An 18,455-nucleotide genomic window follows, 5' to 3' on the forward strand; every position below is an offset into this window, starting at 1 on the left:
GAGCGCCCGAGGTGCATCCTGCCGCCCGAGGGGTCAGCCGCGGGACGGGTCCAGGTCGTAGCCGCTGCCGTTCGCGACGACGTCGACGACCTCGCCGCGCGGCCGGCCGCAGCGGCGCGCGCACCCGGCCCAGTGCTGGCGGGCGCCGCCCGCGGGCAGCGTGCCGGTGACGACGGCGTGCGCGGCGTCGGCCCGGACGTCGGCCAGCGACTTCGCGCAGCCGGGCCGCCCGGCGCAGGCGGTGACCTGCAGCCACGGACTACCGGGGTCGAGCACCAGCCCGGCGGCGGTCAGCGCGGCGGCCGCCGAGGCGTCGGGCAGGTCGGGGACGGCGACCGCGCGGCCCGGTGTGACCTGCAGGCCGCTCGTCGCGGTGTCGGCGAGCAGCTCGGCCTGCCCGGCGGGGAGCCGGCCCAGCGGCACGAGCGCGACGAGCGCCGTCCGCCCGTCCGTCTGCGGGTGCACCCCGGCCGCCGGGGAGGCCGACGCGTGCGGGAGCACTCCCGCGGGCGGGGCGCCGGGGGCTCCGAGCCGGGCGGCGACGCGGGCCGGGCCGTCGTCGAGCTCGGCCAGGCGCCAGGCAGTGCTCTCCTGGGCGGTGCGCTCGGCGAGGAAGGCGCGGGTGGCGGCGAGGGCCAGCGCCACCGCGCCGTCCGGGCCGGCGCGCAGCCCGGTGTCGGCGCCGGCCAGGGTCAGCGCCACCGTCCGTTCGTCGAGCGCGACCAGGCCGACGTCCCCGCCGAGGCCGGCGACGTCCCCGCGGCCGTCGTCCAGCGTGGCCAGGTAGCGGCCGGGCAGGCCGGCCAGGGCGGGGTCGGCGCACAGCCCGGCGTCCAGCGCCGCCACCCACGGGGTGACGTCGAGGACCCCGCCCGCGGTGCGGCCCGACAGCGCGCTGGCCAGCACGTTGCGCACCCGCTCGTGGGTGGCGCTCGGCAGCAGCCCGGCCGCGGCGAGGCGGTCGCCCAGCTCGGTCTCCGCGCCCGCCGCGAGCCCGCGCAGCTGCAGGTTCGCGCGGCTGGTCAGCTCCAGCGCGCCGTCGCCCAGGTCGCGGGCGGCGGCCGCCAGCGCCCGCAGCTGCGCGGCCGACAGCAGCCCGCCCGGCACCCGCACCCGGGCCAGCGCGCCGTCGGCGGCGGCGTGGGTCTGCAGCGCGCCCGGGCAGGCGTCGGGACGGGAGCGGGAGGTCATGGCGGCCGCGAGACTACGTCGCCGCGGCCGCCCCGGGTCAGCGGTCGAAGGACATCCAGACCTGGCGCCGCTCCGCCCTGCCGCGGACCTCGGCCATCGCGGCCACCCGGCGCTGCTGGTCGGGGGTCGCCAGGTGCTGGACGACGGCGACCTCGGCGTCGCGCATCGCCTGCTCGGCGGCGTACTCCGCCGGCGTCGACGGTGAGTCGTCGACCGGCTCGGGCTCGTCGTCCTGCGGCCGGGCGTAGGGGCTGTCGGCCGGCAGGTTGCCGCTGACCCGGCCGTAGGCGCCGAGCACCAGCAGCACCAGGCCGGCGACGACGGAGAACACGACGTTGGCGAACCGGAACGCCAGGATGTTCCAGTCGGTGCGCAGGACGGCGAGGTTGGCCAGCGCCGACAGCAGGAACAGCGAGCCGACGACGATCATCACCGTCGAGGCGGTGCGGGGGCTGCGGAAGGCGGCGACCACCAGGACCGCGGCGGTGACCACCGAGATCGTCGACAGCAGGCCGTTGGAGCTCAGCCCGAGGACGCGGTCGCCGTCGGTGGAGAAGAAGTCCAGCCCGTTGAGGAAGCCGAGGACGCCGAAGACGGCGATCACGGCGGCCACCGCCAGGGCGCCGACGCGGTGCACCACGGGCACGCGCTGCCCGGGGGTGAGCGCGGTGGCTCCCGACGACGGGGTCCGGTGCGGGCGGGAGAGGTGCAGGGTCATGGCGGTCTCCTCGCGGTGGTTCGGGACGACACCCGTCCTTCCGCGGGGCCTCCTACCCCGGATGCGCCCGGATAGGACGTGTGCCACGAAATTGTTCGCCACCCGGGCGTGTTGTCCGGGCATGACCCAGCCGTTCGAGCTCGACCTGCACTCCGAGTACCTGCGCGCGGACCTGTTCCTCTCCCTGGGGCAGCCGACCGAGGCCGCCCGGATCCTGGTCCCGGTGGTCGAGGCCGAGCCGGCCAACGAGGCCGCGCTCGAACTCCTCGCCCGCAGCTACTTCGCCTCCGCCCAGCTGGCCCGCGCCGAGGAGGCGCTCGGCCGGCTCGTGGAGCTGGCCCCGGCCAACGCCTGGGCCCGCCGCGCCCTGGCCCGCACCCTCGAGCGGCGGTCCCGGGCCGAGGACGCCGCCGTCCACCACCGGCTGGCCGACGCCCTGGGCGCCGCCCGCTGACCCCCGGACCCACGGGCCCGTGACCGGCCGGACACGGGCCCGTGGGCTCCTCCCCGTCGGGGGTCGGGGTGAGGCGCACGAGCGAGATCCGCCGGGAGACGCGGGCCTGGTAGTCGTCGTAGGTGGCGCACCGGGCCATGAGGGCGTCCCACAGCCGCTGCCGGTCGGCCTCGGCGACCTGGCTCGCCCGCACCTCGGTACGTACCCCGCCGACCTCGACGGCACCTCGCGGGTCGGCCTGCAGGTTCAGCCACCACTGCGGCTCGGCGTCGATGCCGCCGTTGGACGCGGCCACGACGTAGTCCGTCCCGTCGCGCACGAACAGGGCCGGCGTGGTGTACGTCCGCCCCGACGTCCGCCCCGTGTGGGAGAGCAGCAGGAGGTCCCCGCCGCGGAAGGTGCGCACCAGCCGGCCGCCCGAGCGCCGCACCAGCCCGACGTGCACCTTGGCCGCGTACCTGCTGACGACGGTCAGCGCGCGGTCCCGGCGCGTGGCGCGCGTCGCCGTCGTCACCGGGCACCGCCGAACACGCGCGCGTCGCGGCGGGCGGCGCGGCGGCCCATGACCCGGGCGATCGCCAGCAGGACGGGCCCGCTGTCGGGCATCCGGCGCAGGACGTCGTCGGTCAGGCCCTGGGCGACCCAGCCGGCCACCGCCGGGATCTCGCGCGGGGCGTAGTCCTTCTTGAACACCTCGCGGTCCAGGCGCTCCCAGTCCTCCTGGGTGAGGTGCTGCTGCACCAGGGCCATGCCCTCGCTCTCCTCGCGGGCGAGGTGGGTCTTCAGCGAGTCGCGCAGCCCGACGGCCGTGGCGGTGAACCGGTCGCGGACCTCGGTGCCCGCGCCGGCGGCCAGGGCGTCCAGGTCGGCGCGCATCGCGTCCAGCAGGGGGTCGATGCCCGCGTGGTCGGCCTCCAGCGCGGCGAGCACCGCGGGGTCGGCGCCGCGCTCGGCCAGCAGTGGCCACATCGCCCGGTCCTCGCCGGAGTGGTGCCGGTGCAGCACCGAGCAGAAGAACGCGAAGCGTCCGGCGACCCGCCGCCAGCGCCGGCGGTCCCCCGCGGTGATGGTCGGTCCCACGGCGGCGAAGGCGTCGACGTCGCGGCGGAAGGCGTGGTGCATCAGGTGCATGGGCGCGATGTCGACGGGACCCGCGGGGGCGGCGGCCTGGCCCGGGAGCAGCAGCTGCGGGACGGCGGTCGGGAACGTGGCGGTCATGGTCCTCACCTTATTGAGTAGAGTGGCGCTCTAACGAACAGCGGCAGGCTAGGGTGAATCCATGACGGAGCGCAAGAGGTCCTACAACTCGCCGCTGCGGGCCGAGCAGGCGCTGCGCACGCGGGCCGCCGTCCTCGACGCGGCGGGCGCCTGCTTCCTGGAGGCGGGGTACGCGGCCACGACCATGAAGGACGTCGCCGCGCGGGCCGGCGTCTCGGTGCAGACGGTGTTCGGCCAGGGCACCAAGTCGTCACTGCTGCTGGCCTGCGTGGACCGGGCGGTCGTCGGCGACGACGAGGAGGCGCCCCTGGCCCAACGGGAGCTGTTCGTCCGGCTGGTCGAGGCGCCGGACCGGGCGGGGAAGCTGGCGGCGGTGCGCGAGCTCGTCCTGCGCTACGTGCCGCAGACCGTGCCGATGATCCAGGTCTTCGCCGCCGCGGCCGCCGGTGACCCGGAGGTCGCCGAGGCCTGGGCGGAGTACGAGCGGCGCCGCTACACCGACCAGCGGGTGCTGATCGGCTCCCTCGGACCGGAACTGCGCGACGGGCTCGACGTCGACCGCGCCACCGACATCGCGTGGGGCCTGTTCACCCACGCGCCGATCGCCAACCTCGTGGGCGTGCGCGGGTGGAGCGTCGAGCAGTACGCGGACTTCCTCGCCGACGCCCTGGAGCGGCTGCTCCTCCGCTGATCGCGCGAGACCCGGGGCGGGCCGGGGCGCCGGGGGTGGGGGGTGGGGCGTCCTGAGGCAGGGGTTGACCGCCGGGATGCGCATGACGGCGGTCTCCGGGCTCGGGTTGACCGCCGTCGTGCGCATGGGGGTGAGGGGGCCGGGGGGTGAGGCGGGCTCGCGGGCGCCGGGGTGCGGGCGAGGGCGCCAGGGGGCCCGCCCGCCGAGGGGCCCCGAGGGGTCAGCCCACGGCGTCGGGGACCGGGGCCAGCGCCGCCAGCACCTCCCGGTCGAGGAAGGCCAGCCGGGCGCGCTTGTGCTCCAGGTCGACCTCCGGCCCGAGCTCGAAGCCGGTGCGGCCGGCGCGGCCGATCGCCCGGTCGTTGGCGGCGTCGGGCTCGACGACGACGCGCCGCACCGCCGGGTCGCGCAGCACCACCGCGCCCAGGGCGGCGACCAGCCGCTCGGTGAAGCCCGGCTCCGGCGCGTCGGCCGGCGCGAGGAGCAGGTGGACGCCGAGGTCGCCGTCCTGCACCGGGTAGACCTCCGCCACCGGGTCGTGCTCGGGTTCGTAGGTCTGCAGCAGCGCGACCGGCGTCCCGTCGACGTGCAGCAGGTAGGCGTGGTGGGTGTCCAGCGAGTCGACGAAGCCGTAGATCTCGCGCACCTGCTCGACGGTGTGGTCGGTCATCCCCCAGAACCGGGCGCGCTCGTCGCGGACCCAGGAGTGCACGAGCGGCGCGTCGTGCTCGGGGTCCAGACGGCGCACGGTCAGGGTGCGGCCGTCGCCGAACGGGGCGTCACCCTCGGGCAGGCGGGCGTCGGTCACGGGTTCTCCTCGGATCGGTCGGGAACGGGGTCGGACGGCGGGACGGGGACGAGCGACCCGGCGGCCCACAGCGGCGCCTGGTCCTCGGCGTGCGGGCCGGGGACGCCGTCGGCGCCGAGCGGCACCACCCAGCGGCCGGCGTCGCGGTCGGCGAGGTCGAAGACGTAGCGGGCGACCGGGCCGCGCAGGCACAGGTCGGTGAGGCCGGGCAGGCTGACCGTGGCGCGGACGCAGTCGGTGTCGCCGTCCAGCGGCGTGCCGTCGGCGTCCCGGGCGACGGTCTCCTCCCAGGCCGTGCCGTCGAGCGAGTGCACGGTCCGCAGCCGGTGCGTCGCCCCCCACGTGGGCGCGGCGGTCGCGTCGGCCAGCGCCCCGGCCACCAGCGCGCCGACGTGGACCCCGTGCCCGGGCAGCACCGCGAGCAGCGCGGCCAGCCCGGTGCCCACGCGCTCGACCGGCGAGAGCCACGGCGCCAGCACCGCGGGCGCGCCGGCCGGCTCCTGGAGCGGGGCGAGCAGCGGCAGCCCGACCACCCGCTGCACCAGCGCCGCGCGCCAGGCCGCGAACGCACCCGCCCCGGCGCTGCCGGCGTCCATCCGGCCGTCCCAGGCCAGCACCCGGTCCCGCAGCGCGGCGGCCGGGGTGCCGGGCGCCGGCGGGTCCGTCGCGCGCAGGAGGTCCAGCAGGCCCGCGGCGGGGGCAGCCGTGTCCAGCAGCACCGCGGCCAGGTCGTCGGCGGTGAGGCCGGTGCGGTCGCCCAGCAGCGCGCGGATCCGCTCCGCCCGGTGCGGCGGGGCGAACACCGAGCCGTACGCCGCGGTGTCGGGTCGCTCGTCGTTGGCGGTCACGGCCACGCCGTCGGTCACCCGCAGCCCGGCCGGCAGGCGGCAGGTGCCGCGCCAGGCGTGCACGGCGTCCCAGGCGGGCACCGGCCGCCACCGGTTGGCCGCGGCCCGGTCGGGGACCCGGCCGGCCACCAGCTGCCGCACGTCGCCGGCCGCGTCCGCGACGAGCACCGCGTTCACCGGTTCCACCCACGACTCCAGCGCCGCCTCGACGTCGCCCGCGGTCCGCGCCCGCAGCAGCCGCGGCAGCGCATCGAAGCCGAGCGCGGCGTCGACCCGGCTGGGCGCGCGGAGGCTGAGCGCCTCCGGCTCGCCGCCGGGCACCGCCCAGGTGGGGACGACGACGGGGCCGCGCGCGGTCTCGACGGTCAGCACGTCGACCGGCTCGCCGTCGCGGACGTGCAGCCGCACCGTCGCGACGTCGGTCTCCTCCTCGCCGGCGGGCCCCAGCGCGAGCAGCCGGTCGCCGTCGGGCCGCAGCCGCTCCCGGTAGAGGTCCTGGTGGTCGGCCATCGCGTTGGTCACCGCCCAGGCGACGGTGCCGGTGTGGCCGAAGTGCGCGACGCCGGGGACGCCGGGGAAGGCCAGCCCGACCACGTCCACGTCCTCGTCGGTGGCGACCAGCCGCACCTGCTGGTAGATGCCGGGGCGTTCCAGCAGCCGATGCGGGTCGCCGGCGACCAGCGGCAGCCCCGACGCCGTCCGCGAGCCGGTCACCGCGACGGCGTTGCTGCCGTCGGGCGGGCCGAGTCCCAGGGCGGCGGCCAGGTCGCGGCCGAGGCCCGGGCCGAAGACGCGCAGCAGGTGGCCGCGCCACACCTTCGACCCGAGCGAGCCGAACAGGACGTGGTGCACGAGGAAGACCCCCAGCGGGGTCCACGGCCGCCAGCCGCCGTGCCCGCCGGCGGGGAACCCGAGCGCCTGCAGCTCGGGGGAGCGCGCCGCCCCCTCGGGCAGGCCCGCGCGGACGCCGTCGGCGTAGGCGGTGACCCAGCGCCGGGTGTCCGGGTCGAGGGCGTCGAAGCAGCGGCGGGCGGTGTCGTCGAGCCGGGCGCGGGCGGCGAAGGTGTCCCACTCCAGCCCGGGCGCGCCGACGTGCGCGGCGAGCGTCGCCTCGCTGCGCCAGCGCTCCACCTCCAGCTGCCAGGCCCGGTCGACGGCGGTGACCCGGCCCTGCTCCCGGGCCAGGCCGTCCAGCGTCGCGGCGCGGACCGTCGGCACCCCCCAGGCGTCGCGGGTGACGGTCACCGGACCGCGACCGGGTTGGCCAGCGTGCCGGCGTAGAGCAGCGAGGACGCCTGGTCGGCCAGGTCCACCATCTGCAGCGTGTTGCGCAGCTGCAGCCGGTTCAGGCAGGAGTGCGCGAACTCGGGGGTGAACAGGTCGAACCGGCGGTGCGGGACCGGGTGGGCGTCGCGGTGGGCGCGCAGGCAGTCGGCGACGCACCGCCACACCTCGTCGGCGCCCAGCAGCCCGTCGGTGTCCAGCACCGTCGCCAGGTAGCGGAGGAACCCGTCGAAGACGTCGGTGAACACCGACAGCAGCCGCTGGTCGTCAGGCAGGTCCACGCGCACCCGCTCGACGCCGGCGGGCAGCGGCGCGTCGCCGAAGTACGCGACCTCCTCGCCGATGTCCTTCATCAGCGCCCGCACCGGCGTCGCGCCGTCGAGCACGAGGATCACGTTCTCCCCGTGCGGCATGAACGCCAGGTCGTGGGTGATCAGGCAGTGCACGACCGGGCGCAGGTAGACGTCGAGGTAGCGGCGCAGCCAGTCGGCCGGGGCCAGGCCCGAGTCGGCGACCAGCCCGGCCACCAGCGAGCGGCCGTCGGCGTCGCGGTGCAGCAGCGCGGCCATCGTCATCGCCCGCTCGCCCGGTGCCAGCCGGGGGACGGGGCTCTCCCGCCACAGGGCCGCCACCATCCGCTGGTAGGGCGAGCGCACGCTGCGGGCGGCCATGCGCTGGTAGACGTCGCCGGTGTAGCCGATGGAGGCGAGCTCGCGCAGCACGCCGAACCCGGCCAGCTCGGGGTCGCCGGCCACGACCTGCGCCACCCAGTCGTTGATCGCCGGGGTCGCCCGCATGTAGGCCGGGGACAGCCCGCGCAGGAACCCCATGTTCTGGATCGCCAGCGCCGTCTTCACGTAGTGGCGGTCGGGCCGGTCCAGGTCGAAGAGGGTGCGGATCGACTGCTGCGGCTGGTAGCGGTCCTCGCTCTCGCCCAGCGGCACGAGGTCGCGCCGGCCGACGTCGGCGGCGAAGGTCACCGCGATCCGGTGCTCCCACTGCCACGGGTGCACGGGCAGGTACAGGTACTCCTCCGGGGCGAGGCCCAGCGACCGCAGGCGGGCGGCGAACCGGTCGAGCAGTTCCGGTCCCAGCTGCCCGGCGTAGAAGGTCGCCTCGTCCAGGCCGGCCCCCAGGGCCAGGTGGGTGTGCTCGCGGCGCGCGGCCACCCACACCAGCCGCACCGGCGTGCCCGCCTCGGGCGCATAGGCGGCGGAGTCGGCCAGGCCGAAGCCGATCCGGCCGTTGTTGGCGACGAAGGCCGGGTGGCCCTCGGTCATCGACCGCTCGACGGTCTGCAGGTCGGCGCGGGCCAGCTCGCGGGCGTCGGCGCGCCGGTGGTGCAGCTTCCAGGCCGCGCCGGCGAGGGTCGCGCTGACCTCCTCCAGGTAGGTGCCCAGCAGCGCGTCGGGGATCCCGAGGGCGTGCTGCAGCTCGTCGACCAGCGCCAGGGCGTCCAGCGCCGCGCCGGCGCCGTCCACGGTCCGGGTGACCGAGGCCGGGTCGACGTCCCAGTGCTCCAGCGGCAGCACCCGGGCGGCGAAGCGGTAGGCGACCCCCGGGGCGGTGGTCAGCACCCACCAGGTGCGCCCGAGCGGGTCGGCCGGACCGTCGGCGGGGTCGGAGGCGGGCTCGGGGGTGACGAGGCGCTCGTGGGCGAACTCCGACAGCGCCTTGGTGACGACGTGGCGGTGCGCCCGGCCCATCGCCGCCGGCTCCAGGTGCCCGGCCGGCTCCGGGTGCCCGGCCGGCTCCGGGTGCCCGGCGGCCTCCGCCCGCTCGGCGGTCGCGGTCACGACAGCACCCGCCCCAGCTCGCTGGCGGCGAAGGCGGCAGGGGTGCAGGTGCTGAGCATCGCCGTCTTGTGCCCGAGGTCGAGCGGCCCGTGCTCGACGAACCCCGCGGCGCGGTTCTTCGCGCGGATCGCGGTGTTGCGCGCGTCGGGCTCGACGACGACGCGGCGGGCGCCGGGCCGGTCCAGGCAGAAGCGCACGACCGCCGCCATCACCGCGGCGGTGAACCCGGGGACCGACGGGAGGCCGTCCGCCGGCGGCGCGACCAGGACGTGCATGCCGACGTCCCCGGGCTCGGCGGCCCAGTGGCCGGGCAGCTCGCGGGTGCGCGGGTCGTAGGTCTCGGTGAGGAACGCCGGCACGCCCGCGATGCGGCCGAGCCACGCGTCGTGGTCGGGGTCGGCGGTGATCGCGGTGTACGCGGCGCGGACGTCGTCGCGGCCGGCCCCCTGCATGAGCCAGTAGGCCGACCGGGGGGAGGTGACCCACGGGTGCAGCAGGTCCAGGTCGCGGTCGACGACCAGCGGCTCGATGCTCACGCGGCCCAGCGGGGTGCCCACGGTCCAGGGCCTCGCCGCGCTCACCGGGCCGCCCCGGCCACGGCCGGCCGCGGGTCGGCGACCGCCCCGGCAGCGTCCCCGGTGGCGACGTCGGCGGCGTCGTCGGCGAGCCCGAACTCCTGGTAGGCCACGTGCCGCTCGACCGGGTACACCTCCCGGCCGCACATCGCGTTGACGATCACCGAGTTCCGGTGGGCGCCCATCCCGAGGTCGGGGGCGGTGAGCCCGTGGGTGTGCTCCTCGGCGTTCTGCACGAAGACCTCCCGGCCGGTCACGTCCACGGCGTGGTCGAGGGTGACGTCGTAGCGGCCGCGGGCGTCCCACCGGATGCGGTCGCGGACCGGGTCGAGGAACGCCGGCACCGTGGCCCGGTAGCCGGTGGCCAGCACGAGGCCGCGGGTCGTGCGGGTCGCCGTCCGCCCCTGGTCGGCGTGGTGCAGCCGCAGCGCGTACTCGCGCCGGCCGGCGTCCCACCCGGCGCCGACCACCTCGACGCCGGTCAGCAGCGCCGTCGGCACCTCGCCGCGGGCGCCCAGCCGGTAGAGCGTGTCGTGGATGGTGGCGACCAGCCCGGCGCTGATGCCCTTGTAGAGGGAGCGCTGCTCGCGGGCGAGGGCGTCGCGGCGGGCCATCGGCAACCCGTGGTGGTAGCGCTGGTACTCCGGGGAGGTCATCTCCAGGGTCAGCTTGGTGTCCTCCATCGGGAAGAACCGCGGCGACCGCGTGACCCAGTCGACCCGGTACCCCAGCCGTCCGGCGTCGGTGAGCAGGTCCAGGTAGACCTCGGCGGCGCTCTGCCCGCTGCCGACCACGGTCACGTGGCCCAGCGCCTGCAGCTCCTCCCGGTGCTGCAGGTAGGACGACGTGTGCCAGGCCGGTCCCGGCAGGTCGCGCAGCGCCGGCGGGACGTCGGGGGCGGTGCCGACCCCGAGGACGAGCCGCCGGCCGCGGTGCACCTCGACCGCCCCGGTGCGGACGTCGCGGGCGTGCACCGCGTAGACGCCGTCGGCCGTCTCGTGCTCGACCCGCTCGACGCGCCGGCCCCAGCGCAGGCCGGGCAGCCGCGCGGCGGCCCAGCGGCAGTAGGCGTCGTACTCCGCGCGCAGCGGGTGGAAGTCCTCGCGGACGTAGAACGGGTACAGCCGCCCGGTCTCCTTCAGGTACGCGAGGAAGGAGTAGGGCGACGTCGGGTCGGCCATCGTGACCAGGTCGGCGAGGAAGGGCACCTGCAGGGTCGTGCCCTCGATGAGCATCCCCGGGTGCCAGGAGAACTCCTCGTGCTCGTCGAGGAAGACCCCCGACAGGTCCGGCACCGGCGCGGTCAGGGCGGCCAGGCCGAGGTTGAACGGCCCGATGCCGACGGCGACGAAGTCGTGCACCGGCGCGCTCACGCGAGCACCTGCTCGCGGGCCGCGGCCGCGGGGACGCCGAGCAGCTCGTCGCCGGCCTCCCGGACCAGGTCGACCACCCGCCGCACGTCCGCGACCGAGGTGCCCGGGTCCAGCAGGGTGAACTTCAGCCACGGCCGCCCGTCGACGACGGTGCGGGCGACCAGCGCCTCGCCCTCGTCGAACAGCCGCTCGCGGATGCCGGCGACCAGCCCGTCGGCGGCGGCCGGCGTCAGCGGCCCGCCGGCGCCGGCCGGGCGGTAGCGGAACAGGACGGTGCTCAGCGTCGGCGCGCTGTGCACCTCGAGGTCGGGGTCGGCGCGCAGCTCGGCGTGCACCTGCTCGGCCAGGTCCAGGCAGGCGTCGAAGGCGTCGCCGATGGCGTCGGCGCCCATGGCGCGCAGCGTCACCCAGAGCTTGAGGGCGTCGAAGCGACGGGTGGTCTGCAGGCTGCGGTCGACCTGGTTGGGGGCCCGCTCGCCGCGGGGGTTGAGGTAGGCGGCGTGGTGGGTGACGTGGCGCAGGGTGGCGCCGTCGCGCACCAGCACCGCGGAGCTGGCCACGGGCTGGAAGAAGCCCTTGTGGAAGTCGACGGTCACCGAGTCCGCCCGCTCGACGCCCGCCAGCAGGTGCCGGCGCCGGCGGGAGACCAGCAGCGCGCCCCCGTAGGCGGCGTCCACGTGCAGCCACGCCCCGGCCTCGGCGGCGACGTCGGCGACGGCGGCGAGCGGGTCGATCCGGCCGAGGTCGGTGGTGCCGGCGGTGGCGACGACCGCCATGACGACGTCGCCGGCGGCGCGCACCCGGGCGACGGCCTCGCGCAGCGCGGCCGGGTCCATCCGGTGGCCGGCGTCGGTGGCCACGGGGACGACGGCGTCGGCGCCCAGGCCCAGCAGGCGGGCGGACTTGGCCACGCTGAAGTGCGCCTGCCCGGTGGCCAGGACCCGCAGCCGCGCCCCGGCCGGCAGGGCGCCGCCGGGCAGCCGGGCGAGCGTCTCGTCGCGGGCCAGCAGCAGCGCCTGCAGGTTGGACTGGGTGCCGCCGCTCGTGAAGACGCCGTCGGCGTCGGGACCCAGGCCCGCGCGGGCGGCGGTCCACGCGACCAGCCGGCGCTCCATCAGCGTCGCGGTCGTGGACTGGTCGTAGGTGTCCACGGAGGTGTTCACCGCCGAGGCCAGCAGGTCCGCGGCCAGCGCCGGGATCGCCACCGGGCAGTTGAGGTGCGCGACGTAGCCGGGCTCGTGGAACCACACCGCGTGCTCCAGGTACAGCCGCGAGGTCTCCTTGATCGCGGCGAAGGTGTCGCCGAGCGGGGCGTCCAGGTCGACCCCGGCGACGAGGTCCTCCAGGTCGTCCTGCGGCGCTCCCGACCGGGGCCGGCGGACCACCCGCACGCGGTCGGCCAGCGCGCCGAGCGTGGCGGTGACGACGGCGGCGTAGTGGTCGACGGTCGCCCCCGAGAACAGGTGCGGAGTGGGTGTGTGCTCGCTCACCGACGGTCCCCTCAACTAGGTTAGCCTCACCTAACTGCGGCGGGACCCTACACAGCCGCGGACGAGGGCGGCCAGGGGGTCGTCCCAGGTGGACGGAGGGATGCAGCGGTGCAGCACGGCTGGGAGGGCGTGGTCCTGCGGGCCCTGCGCGGCAAGGACTTCGTCCTGACCGTGCGCGGGGCCGAGCGGGTGTCGGAGGGGTGCGCGAGGGTGCGGGTGGACGACGGCGGGCTGCTCGCGGCCTGCCCGCCGCACCCGGCCATGTGGGTCCGGCTGTGGTTCGCCGACGGCGGCCGGCCGCACCAGCGGGCGTTCACGCTCGTCGACCCCGACCCCGCCGCCGGGACCTTCGACCTGGAGTTCGCCCTGCACGACGGCCCGGCCGCGCGGTGGTCGCTGGCGGCGCGGCCCGGCGACACGATCGAGGCGACCGTGCAGGGCACCCGCGACGAGCGCCCGCCGGCCGGGACTCGGCTGCTGCACCTGGTCGGCGACCCGGCGTCGCTGCCCGCGGTGAACTCGCTGCTGGACGCGCACGCCGCGCTGCCCGCCCGCGTCTGGCTCGAGGCCGCGTCGCCGGCCGACCGCGAGCTGCCGGTCCGCACGCGGCCCGGCCAGGAGGTGGTCTGGGTCGACGCCGACGGCGCCCCGGGGCGGGCGGTCACCGCCGCGGCGCAGGCGGCGTGGGCCGCTCCCGGCGGCGCCGATCCCGCCCGGGACTGGTTCTGGGTGGCGTGCGAGGCCGCCGCCACCCGCGACCTCGGCCGGCACCTGCGCCGCGAGCTCCGGGTCGGCAAGGACCGGGTGAGCGCGCTGGGCTACTGGCGCAGCTCCTGACCTGCGGCTCCGCCCACCCGGCGGACGTTGTTGCCAACACCTTGCAATAGGGTCCTCCCCGGTCGGACCGAGGAGGAACGCGGGGCATGGGGCGGCGGAGGACGGCGGCGCGGACGGCGGCGCGGACGAGGGTGCGCACGGTGGCGGGGGCGGTGGCCACGGTGCTGCTCGTCGGGGCGTGCGGGACCGGGCCGGCCGACGCCGGCGCGGACGGTGCCCCGGCGGAGCTGCGCCTGGCCATCGGCGGCGAGCCGGAGGACGGCTTCGACCCGACGCTGGGCTGGGGCCGCTATGGCTCGCCGCTGTTCCAGTCGACCCTGCTCGCCCGCGACGCCGACCTCGACGTCGTCCCCGAGCTGGCCACCGACTGGTCGGTCAGCGAGGACGGGCTGGTGTGGACCGTCGACATCCGCACCGACGCCGTCTTCACCGACGGCGAGCCCGTGACACCCGAGGACGTCGCGTACACGTTCACCACGGCCAGCCGCAGCGGCGGCCTCACCGACGTCACCGCGCTGGCCGACGCCGTCGTCGTCGACGAGGACACCGTCGAGCTGCGCCTGGACCGGCCGCAGAGCACCTTCGTCAACCGGCTGGTCTCCCTCGGCATCGTCCCCGCGCACGCCCACGGCCCGGACTACGCGCGGCAGCCGGTCGGGTCGGGCCCCTTCCGCCTGCTGCAGTGGGACCCCGGGCAGCAGCTGATCGTCGAGCGCAACGAGGACTTCCACGGCCCGCGGCCGGCCTTCGACCGCATCGTGTTCCAGTTCACCGGCGAGGACGCCTCGGTGGCCGCCGCCTCGGCCGGCCAGGTGCACATGGCCGCCGTGCCCGCCCAGCTGGCGGGCACGCAGGCGCCCGGGATGCGGCTGCTGCCGGTGCCGTCGGTCGACAACCGCGGCATCGTCTTCCCCTACGTGCCCGACACCGGCGGGACCACCGACGACGGCCGGCCGGTGGGCGACGACGTCACCTCCGACCTCGCGGTCCGCCGGGCCGTCAACGTCGCCCTGGACCGCGATGCGCTGGTCGACGGCGTCCTGGAGGGCCACGGCACGCCCGCCACCGGCCCGGTCGACGGGCTGCCCTGGTACGAGCCGGCCTCCGCGGTGGCCGACGCCGACCCGGCGGCCGCGCGGGAGCTGCTCGAGGACGCGGGCTGGGTGGACGGCGACGGGGACGGCGTCCGCGAGCGGGACGGCGTCCGCGCGGCGTTCGACCTGCTCTACCCGGCCGACGACTCGCTGCGCCAGGGGCTCGCGCTCGCGGTCGCCGACATGCTCGCCCCGGTCGGTCTCGACGTCACCGTGCGCGGCGAGAGCTGGGACGTGATCGAGCAGCGCATGCACGCCGACGCCGTCCTGTTCGGCTGGGGCAGCCACGACCCGACCGAGATGTACACGCTGTACTCCTCCACCCAGGCGGGGGTGGGCTACTGGAACCCCGGCTTCTACGCCGACGCCGAGGTCGACGCCCACCTCGACGCCGCGATGGCGGCGACGGACCAGGAGACGGCGAACCGGGAGTGGCGCGCCGCGCAGGCCGACGGGCGGGGCGGCGGCTTCGGCCCCTCCGGCGACGCCGCGTGGGCGTGGCTGGTGAACCTCGACCACACCTACCTCGTCGACGAGTGCCTCGACGTGGGCACCCCGCAGATCGAGCCGCACGGGCACGGCTGGCCGATCACCGCCGGCATCACGGGCTGGCAGTGGAGCTGCTGAGCCGGCCGTCGTCCCTGCTGCGGGCCGCCGGCGCCCGGCTGCTGCGGCTGCTGCTGCTGCTGGCCGCCGTGGCGACGGCGACCTTCACCCTCATGGCGAACTCGCCGGTGGACCCGGTCGACGCCTACGTGGGCGGGGACCTCGCCGCCGTCGGGCCCGAGCAGCGGGAGCAGATCGCGCAGCGCTGGGGGCTGGACCAGCCGCCCCTGGAACGGTTCGCCGCCTGGCTGGGCAACGTCGTGCAGGGCGACCTGGGGCGCTCGCTGACGTTCAACCAGCCGGTGACCGAGGTGATCGGGGAGCGCTTCCTCAGCAGCCTCGCGCTGATGGCGGTCGCCTGGCTGCTGTCCGGGCTGATCGGCTTCGCCCTCGGCGTGGTCGCCGGCGTCCGGCGCGGCCGGCTCGCCGACCGGGCCGTCTGCTGGTGGGCCTACACGCTGGCCTCCGCGCCGACCTTCTGGGTCGGGATGGTGCTGCTCTACGTCTTCTCGGTCTCCCTGGGCTGGACGCCGGTCTGCTGCGCGGCCCCGGTGGGCGTGCTGGCCGAGGACGTGACCCTGCTCGACCGGCTGCACCACCTACTGCTGCCGGCGCTGACCCTCTCGGTCGTGGGCGTCGCCCCGGTGGTGCTGCACACCCGGCAGGCGGTCGTGGAGGCGCTGGGCAGCGAGCACGTGGCCTTCGCCCGCTCGCAGGGGGAGTCGGGGACCGGCCTCGTGGTGCACCGGGTGCTGCGGCACGCCGCGGCCCCGGCCGTGCTGCTGCAGTTCGCCTCGCTCGGCGAGCTGTTCGGCGGCTCGGTCCTCGCCGAGCAGGTCTTCTCCTACCCCGGGCTCGGGGCGGCGACGACGGCCGCCGCGCTCGGCCAGGACGTGCCGCTGCTGCTGGGCATCGCGCTGGCCACGACGGTGTTCGTCTTCGCCGGCAACCAGCTGGGGGACGTCGTGCACGCCCGGCTCGACCCGCGGGTCGCCGCCGGTGCGCGGCCGCGGCGGCGCGCGGCGGTGGCGCCGTGACGGCCGCGGCGGCCGGCGCCCCCGGACTGCTCGGCGGCCCGCTCGGCGACCGCCGCCGGCGCACCCTGGCCTACGTCGGGCTGTCGCTGCTCGTCGTCGTCGGCGTCCTCGTCGCCGGCGGGCTCGCCGCCGAGGCCGCGCAGCGCACCGACCTGGCCGCCCGCAACCTCGCCCCGTCGGCCGGGCACTGGTTCGGGACCGACCGGCTCGGCCGCGACATGCTGGCCCGCACGCTCGCCGGGCTGCGGCTGAGCCTGCTGGTCGGCACCGCCGCCGCCCTGGTGTCCGCCGTGATCGCCCTCCTGCTCGCCGCGCTGGCCGGCGTCGTCGGCGGGCTCGCCGACCGCGCCGTCGGCTGGCTGGTCGACCTGTTCCTGGCGCTGCCGCACCTGGTGCTGCTGGTCCTGCTGGCGTTCGCGCTCGGCGGCGGGACCGGTGCGGTGGTGCTGGCGGTCGCGCTGACGCACTGGCCCACCCTCACCCGGGTGCTGCGCGGCCGGGTGCGGGCGGTGGCGGCCTCGGACGCCGTCGCGGTGTCCCGGCAGCTGGGGCGGGGGCGCGGCTGGATCGCCCGCCACCACCTCGCCGGGCACCTGACCGGGCACTTCCTGGTCGGCGCGGTGCTGCTGTTCCCGCACGCGATCCTGCACGAGGCCGCGCTGTCGTTCCTCGGCCTCGGCGTCGACCCCGGGGAGCCCTCGATCGGCGTGCTGCTGGCCGAGTCGATGCGGCACCTGGCCGCCGGCGCCTGGTGGCTGGCGGTGCTGCCGGGCCTGTGCCTGCTCGTCGTCGTGAAGCTCGTCGACACCATCGGCGAGAACGTCCGCGCGCTGCTCGACCCGCGGAGCGCGCACCTGTGACCGGGCCCCTGCTCGAGGTGCGCGGCCTGGAGGTCGACTTCGTCCAGTACGAGCGCGGCCTGCGGCGGCGGGTCGTGCCCGCGCTGGCCGGCATGGACCTCACCGCCGCGCCCGGCGAGCTGGTGGCGCTGGTCGGCGCCAGCGGCGCCGGCAAGTCGCTGCTGGCGCACGCCGTCCTCGGCCTGCTCCCGCCCAACGCGGTGGAGCGCGGGACGGTGCTCGTCGACGGCGTGGCGCTCGACGCGGCGGGCCGCCGGCGGCTGGCCGGGCGGGAGACGGCGCTGCTGCCGCAGTCGGCGTCGGCCCTGGACCCGCTCAGCCGGGTGGGCGCCCAGCTGCGCCGGGCGGCCCGGCTGGCGGGGCGGCCGGACCCGCGGCGGGCGGCGGCCGACGCGCTGGCCCGGCGCGGGCTGGGGGAGGAGGTGCTGCGGCGCTACCCGCACGAGCTGTCCGGCGGCATGGCCCGCCGGGTGCTGCTCGCCGTCGTGGCCATGGGCCGCCCGCGCCTGGTGGTCGCCGACGAGCCGACCACCGGGCTGCCCGCGGACGGCGTCCGCGCGGCGCTGGCGGGGTTCCGCGCGACCGCCGACGAGGGCCGCGCCGTCGTGCTGGTCACCCACGAGCTGCAGGCGGTGCTGGACGTCGCCGACCGCGTGGTCATCTGCGACGGCGGCCGCACCGTCGACACCGTCGTGCCCGCGGCGTTCGCCGGCGACGGCGCCGGCCTGCACCCCCGCACCCGGGCGCTGTGGCAGGCGCTGCCGGTGAACGGGTTCCGGGTGCCCGCGGAGGAGCCGTGCTGACCGCCGAGGACCTCTGGGTCCGGTACGGGCCGCGGGGGCCGTGGGTGCTCGCGGGGGCGGACCTCACCCTGCGGCCGGGGGAGGTGACCGGCCTGTGCGGGCCCAGCGGCTGCGGCAAGAGCACCCTCGGGCGGGTCCTCGCCGGGCTGCTGCGCGCCGACCGCGGCCGGGTGACCGTGGCCGGGCCGGCGCGCCGGCGCGGGGAGCCGCACCCCGTGCAGCTGGTGCTGCAGCACCCCGACCTCGCGATGGACCCGCGGTGGACCGTGCGCCGGGTGCTCGCCTCCACCGGCGCCGGCCCCGCGGCGATCGCCGCGCTGGACCCCCGGCTGGTCGCGCCGGCCTGGCTGGACCGCCGGCCGCACGAGATCAGCGGCGGCGAGCTGCAGCGGGTCAACCTCGCCCGGGCGCTGCTGGCCCGGCCCCGGTACCTGGTCGCCGACGAGATCACCGCGAGCCTGGACGCGGTCACCCAGGCCCGCATCTGGCGGCTGCTGCTGGAGCACGCGCGGGCCGCCGGGATCGGCGTCCTGGCCGTCGCCCACGACCGGCCGCTGCTGGAGGTGGTGGCCGACCGCGTCGTCGACTGGCCGCCGCCGTCCGCCGGGCCGGGCGGGCGTACCGGCCGGGTACCGTCGCCGCACCACGACTCCACACCGGCACCACCCCGGGGAAGCCGGTGCGACACCGGCGCGGTCCCGCCACTGTGAGCCCCTCCGCGGGCGCAGCCAGACACCCGGTCCTGCCGGAACCGACGACCCGGGGCGCGGAC

The 18,455-nt window shown here is 77.3% G+C and carries 17 protein-coding genes, 1 pseudogene and 1 riboswitch; of the genes and pseudogenes, 8 read left to right on the forward strand and 10 right to left on the reverse strand.

Translation table 11 applies throughout. The annotated features are described in order from the left end of the window. Nucleotides 1-33: 33 nt before the first annotated feature. Together cobG and ACI781_RS01345 are read right to left on the reverse strand one after the other, a co-directional pair. Nucleotides 34-1,191 carry a precorrin-3B synthase gene (cobG, locus tag ACI781_RS01340; RefSeq protein WP_456564267.1) on the reverse strand — a complete coding sequence of 386 codons (1,158 nt, stop codon included), beginning with the start codon at nucleotides 1,189-1,191 and terminating at the stop codon, nucleotides 34-36. 37 nt (nucleotides 1,192-1,228) lie between these two features. After that, nucleotides 1,229-1,909, reverse strand: coding sequence for a DUF4383 domain-containing protein (locus ACI781_RS01345; protein WP_456564268.1), 681 nt, complete (start codon nucleotides 1,907-1,909; stop codon nucleotides 1,229-1,231). 121 nt (nucleotides 1,910-2,030) lie between these two features. On the opposite strand from ACI781_RS01345, the gene ACI781_RS01350 reads away from it, so the two are divergent. Next, nucleotides 2,031-2,363, forward strand: coding sequence for a tetratricopeptide repeat protein (locus tag ACI781_RS01350; RefSeq protein WP_456564269.1), 333 nt, complete (start codon nucleotides 2,031-2,033; stop codon nucleotides 2,361-2,363). 79 nt (nucleotides 2,364-2,442) lie between these two features. On the opposite strand, the pseudogene ACI781_RS01355 reads toward ACI781_RS01350, so the two are convergent. Together ACI781_RS01355 and ACI781_RS01360 are read right to left on the reverse strand one after the other, a co-directional pair. Then, nucleotides 2,443-2,877 (reverse strand): annotated as a pseudogene (locus ACI781_RS01355) (nitroreductase/quinone reductase family protein); the annotation flags it as partial. Next, nucleotides 2,874-3,581 (reverse strand): hemerythrin domain-containing protein, encoded by a 708-nt coding sequence (locus ACI781_RS01360; RefSeq protein ID WP_456564270.1) that lies wholly within the window; start codon nucleotides 3,579-3,581, stop codon nucleotides 2,874-2,876. The pseudogene ACI781_RS01355 and the gene ACI781_RS01360, both read right to left, overlap by 4 nt. A 61-nt stretch (nucleotides 3,582-3,642) precedes the next feature. On the opposite strand from ACI781_RS01360, the gene ACI781_RS01365 reads away from it, so the two are divergent. Further along, nucleotides 3,643-4,272 (forward strand): TetR/AcrR family transcriptional regulator, encoded by a 630-nt coding sequence (locus ACI781_RS01365; RefSeq protein ID WP_456564271.1) that lies wholly within the window; start codon nucleotides 3,643-3,645, stop codon nucleotides 4,270-4,272. Between the two features lie 220 nt (nucleotides 4,273-4,492). On the opposite strand, the gene ACI781_RS01370 is transcribed toward ACI781_RS01365, so the two are convergent. The 6 genes from ACI781_RS01370 to ACI781_RS01395 are packed head-to-tail and all read right to left on the reverse strand — an operon-like array spanning nucleotide 4,493 to nucleotide 12,446. After that, nucleotides 4,493-5,080 carry a GNAT family N-acetyltransferase gene (locus ACI781_RS01370; RefSeq protein ID WP_456564272.1) on the reverse strand — a complete coding sequence of 196 codons (588 nt, stop codon included), beginning with the start codon at nucleotides 5,078-5,080 and terminating at the stop codon, nucleotides 4,493-4,495. After that, nucleotides 5,077-7,173, reverse strand: coding sequence for a penicillin acylase family protein (locus ACI781_RS01375; protein WP_456564273.1), 2,097 nt, complete (start codon nucleotides 7,171-7,173; stop codon nucleotides 5,077-5,079). Before ACI781_RS01375 ends, ACI781_RS01370 begins: the two co-directional genes overlap by 4 nt. Then, nucleotides 7,170-9,008, reverse strand: coding sequence for an IucA/IucC family protein (locus ACI781_RS01380; RefSeq protein ID WP_456564274.1), 1,839 nt, complete (start codon nucleotides 9,006-9,008; stop codon nucleotides 7,170-7,172). The genes ACI781_RS01375 and ACI781_RS01380 overlap by 4 nt, the downstream gene beginning before the upstream one ends. Continuing rightward, nucleotides 9,005-9,544, reverse strand: a complete 540-nt coding sequence (locus tag ACI781_RS01385) for a GNAT family N-acetyltransferase (RefSeq protein ID WP_456564275.1) — start codon at nucleotides 9,542-9,544, stop codon at nucleotides 9,005-9,007. Before ACI781_RS01385 ends, ACI781_RS01380 begins: the two co-directional genes overlap by 4 nt. Nucleotides 9,545-9,585: 41 nt before the next feature. Further along, entirely contained in the window at nucleotides 9,586-10,956 is a 1,371-nt protein-coding gene (locus ACI781_RS01390; RefSeq protein ID WP_456564276.1) for a lysine N(6)-hydroxylase/L-ornithine N(5)-oxygenase family protein, read from the reverse strand. Further along, nucleotides 10,953-12,446: a pyridoxal phosphate-dependent decarboxylase family protein gene (locus ACI781_RS01395; protein ID WP_456564277.1), complete on the reverse strand. Its 1,494-nt coding sequence runs from the start codon at nucleotides 12,444-12,446 to the stop codon at nucleotides 10,953-10,955. Before ACI781_RS01395 ends, ACI781_RS01390 begins: the two co-directional genes overlap by 4 nt. Before the next feature lie 108 nt (nucleotides 12,447-12,554). Here ACI781_RS01395 and ACI781_RS01400 point away from each other — a divergent pair, with 108 nt between their 5' ends. The 6 genes from ACI781_RS01400 (at nucleotide 12,555) to ACI781_RS01425 (ending at nucleotide 18,393) form a co-directional block, all read left to right on the forward strand. Beyond that, nucleotides 12,555-13,283 carry a siderophore-interacting protein gene (locus ACI781_RS01400; RefSeq protein WP_456564278.1) on the forward strand — a complete coding sequence of 243 codons (729 nt, stop codon included), beginning with the start codon at nucleotides 12,555-12,557 and terminating at the stop codon, nucleotides 13,281-13,283. 86 nt (nucleotides 13,284-13,369) lie between these two features. Further along, a complete protein-coding gene (locus ACI781_RS01405) occupies nucleotides 13,370-15,004 on the forward strand; it encodes an ABC transporter substrate-binding protein (RefSeq protein WP_456564279.1) in 1,635 nt (544 codons plus the stop codon). Next, nucleotides 14,992-16,020: an ABC transporter permease gene (locus tag ACI781_RS01410; protein ID WP_456564280.1), complete on the forward strand. Its 1,029-nt coding sequence runs from the start codon at nucleotides 14,992-14,994 to the stop codon at nucleotides 16,018-16,020. Before ACI781_RS01405 ends, ACI781_RS01410 begins: the two co-directional genes overlap by 13 nt. Continuing rightward, entirely contained in the window at nucleotides 16,017-16,880 is an 864-nt protein-coding gene (locus tag ACI781_RS01415) for an ABC transporter permease (RefSeq protein WP_456564281.1), read from the forward strand. The genes ACI781_RS01410 and ACI781_RS01415 overlap by 4 nt, the downstream gene beginning before the upstream one ends. Then, complete coding sequence (locus tag ACI781_RS01420; RefSeq protein ID WP_456564282.1) at nucleotides 16,877-17,683, forward strand: ATP-binding cassette domain-containing protein; 807 nt, start codon at nucleotides 16,877-16,879, stop codon at nucleotides 17,681-17,683. The genes ACI781_RS01415 and ACI781_RS01420 overlap by 4 nt, the downstream gene beginning before the upstream one ends. Nucleotides 17,684-17,727: 44 nt before the next feature. Next, a complete protein-coding gene (locus tag ACI781_RS01425) occupies nucleotides 17,728-18,393 on the forward strand; it encodes an ABC transporter ATP-binding protein (RefSeq protein ID WP_456564305.1) in 666 nt (221 codons plus the stop codon). Then, nucleotides 18,353-18,421, forward strand: a riboswitch (cobalamin riboswitch). Its footprint overlaps the gene before it by 41 nt. Nucleotides 18,422-18,455: the final 34 nt, after the last annotated feature.

The sequence above is a fragment of the Blastococcus sp. SYSU D00695 genome (assembly GCF_054050555.1).

Bases quoted from the DNA above. Each gene is read 5' to 3' on its own strand.
- cobG (WP_456564267.1), bottom strand. From the start codon at position 1,191: ATGACCTCCCGCTCCCGTCCCGACGCCTGCCCGGGCGCGCTGCAGACC.
- ACI781_RS01350 (WP_456564269.1), top strand. From the start codon at position 2,031: ATGACCCAGCCGTTCGAGCTCGACCTGCACTCCGAGTACCTGCGCGCG.
- ACI781_RS01360 (WP_456564270.1), bottom strand. From the start codon at position 3,581: ATGACCGCCACGTTCCCGACCGCCGTCCCGCAGCTGCTGCTCCCGGGC.
- ACI781_RS01405 (WP_456564279.1), top strand. From the start codon at position 13,370: ATGGGGCGGCGGAGGACGGCGGCGCGGACGGCGGCGCGGACGAGGGTG.
- ACI781_RS01345 (WP_456564268.1), bottom strand. From the start codon at position 1,909: ATGACCCTGCACCTCTCCCGCCCGCACCGGACCCCGTCGTCGGGAGCC.
- ACI781_RS01365 (WP_456564271.1), top strand. From the start codon at position 3,643: ATGACGGAGCGCAAGAGGTCCTACAACTCGCCGCTGCGGGCCGAGCAG.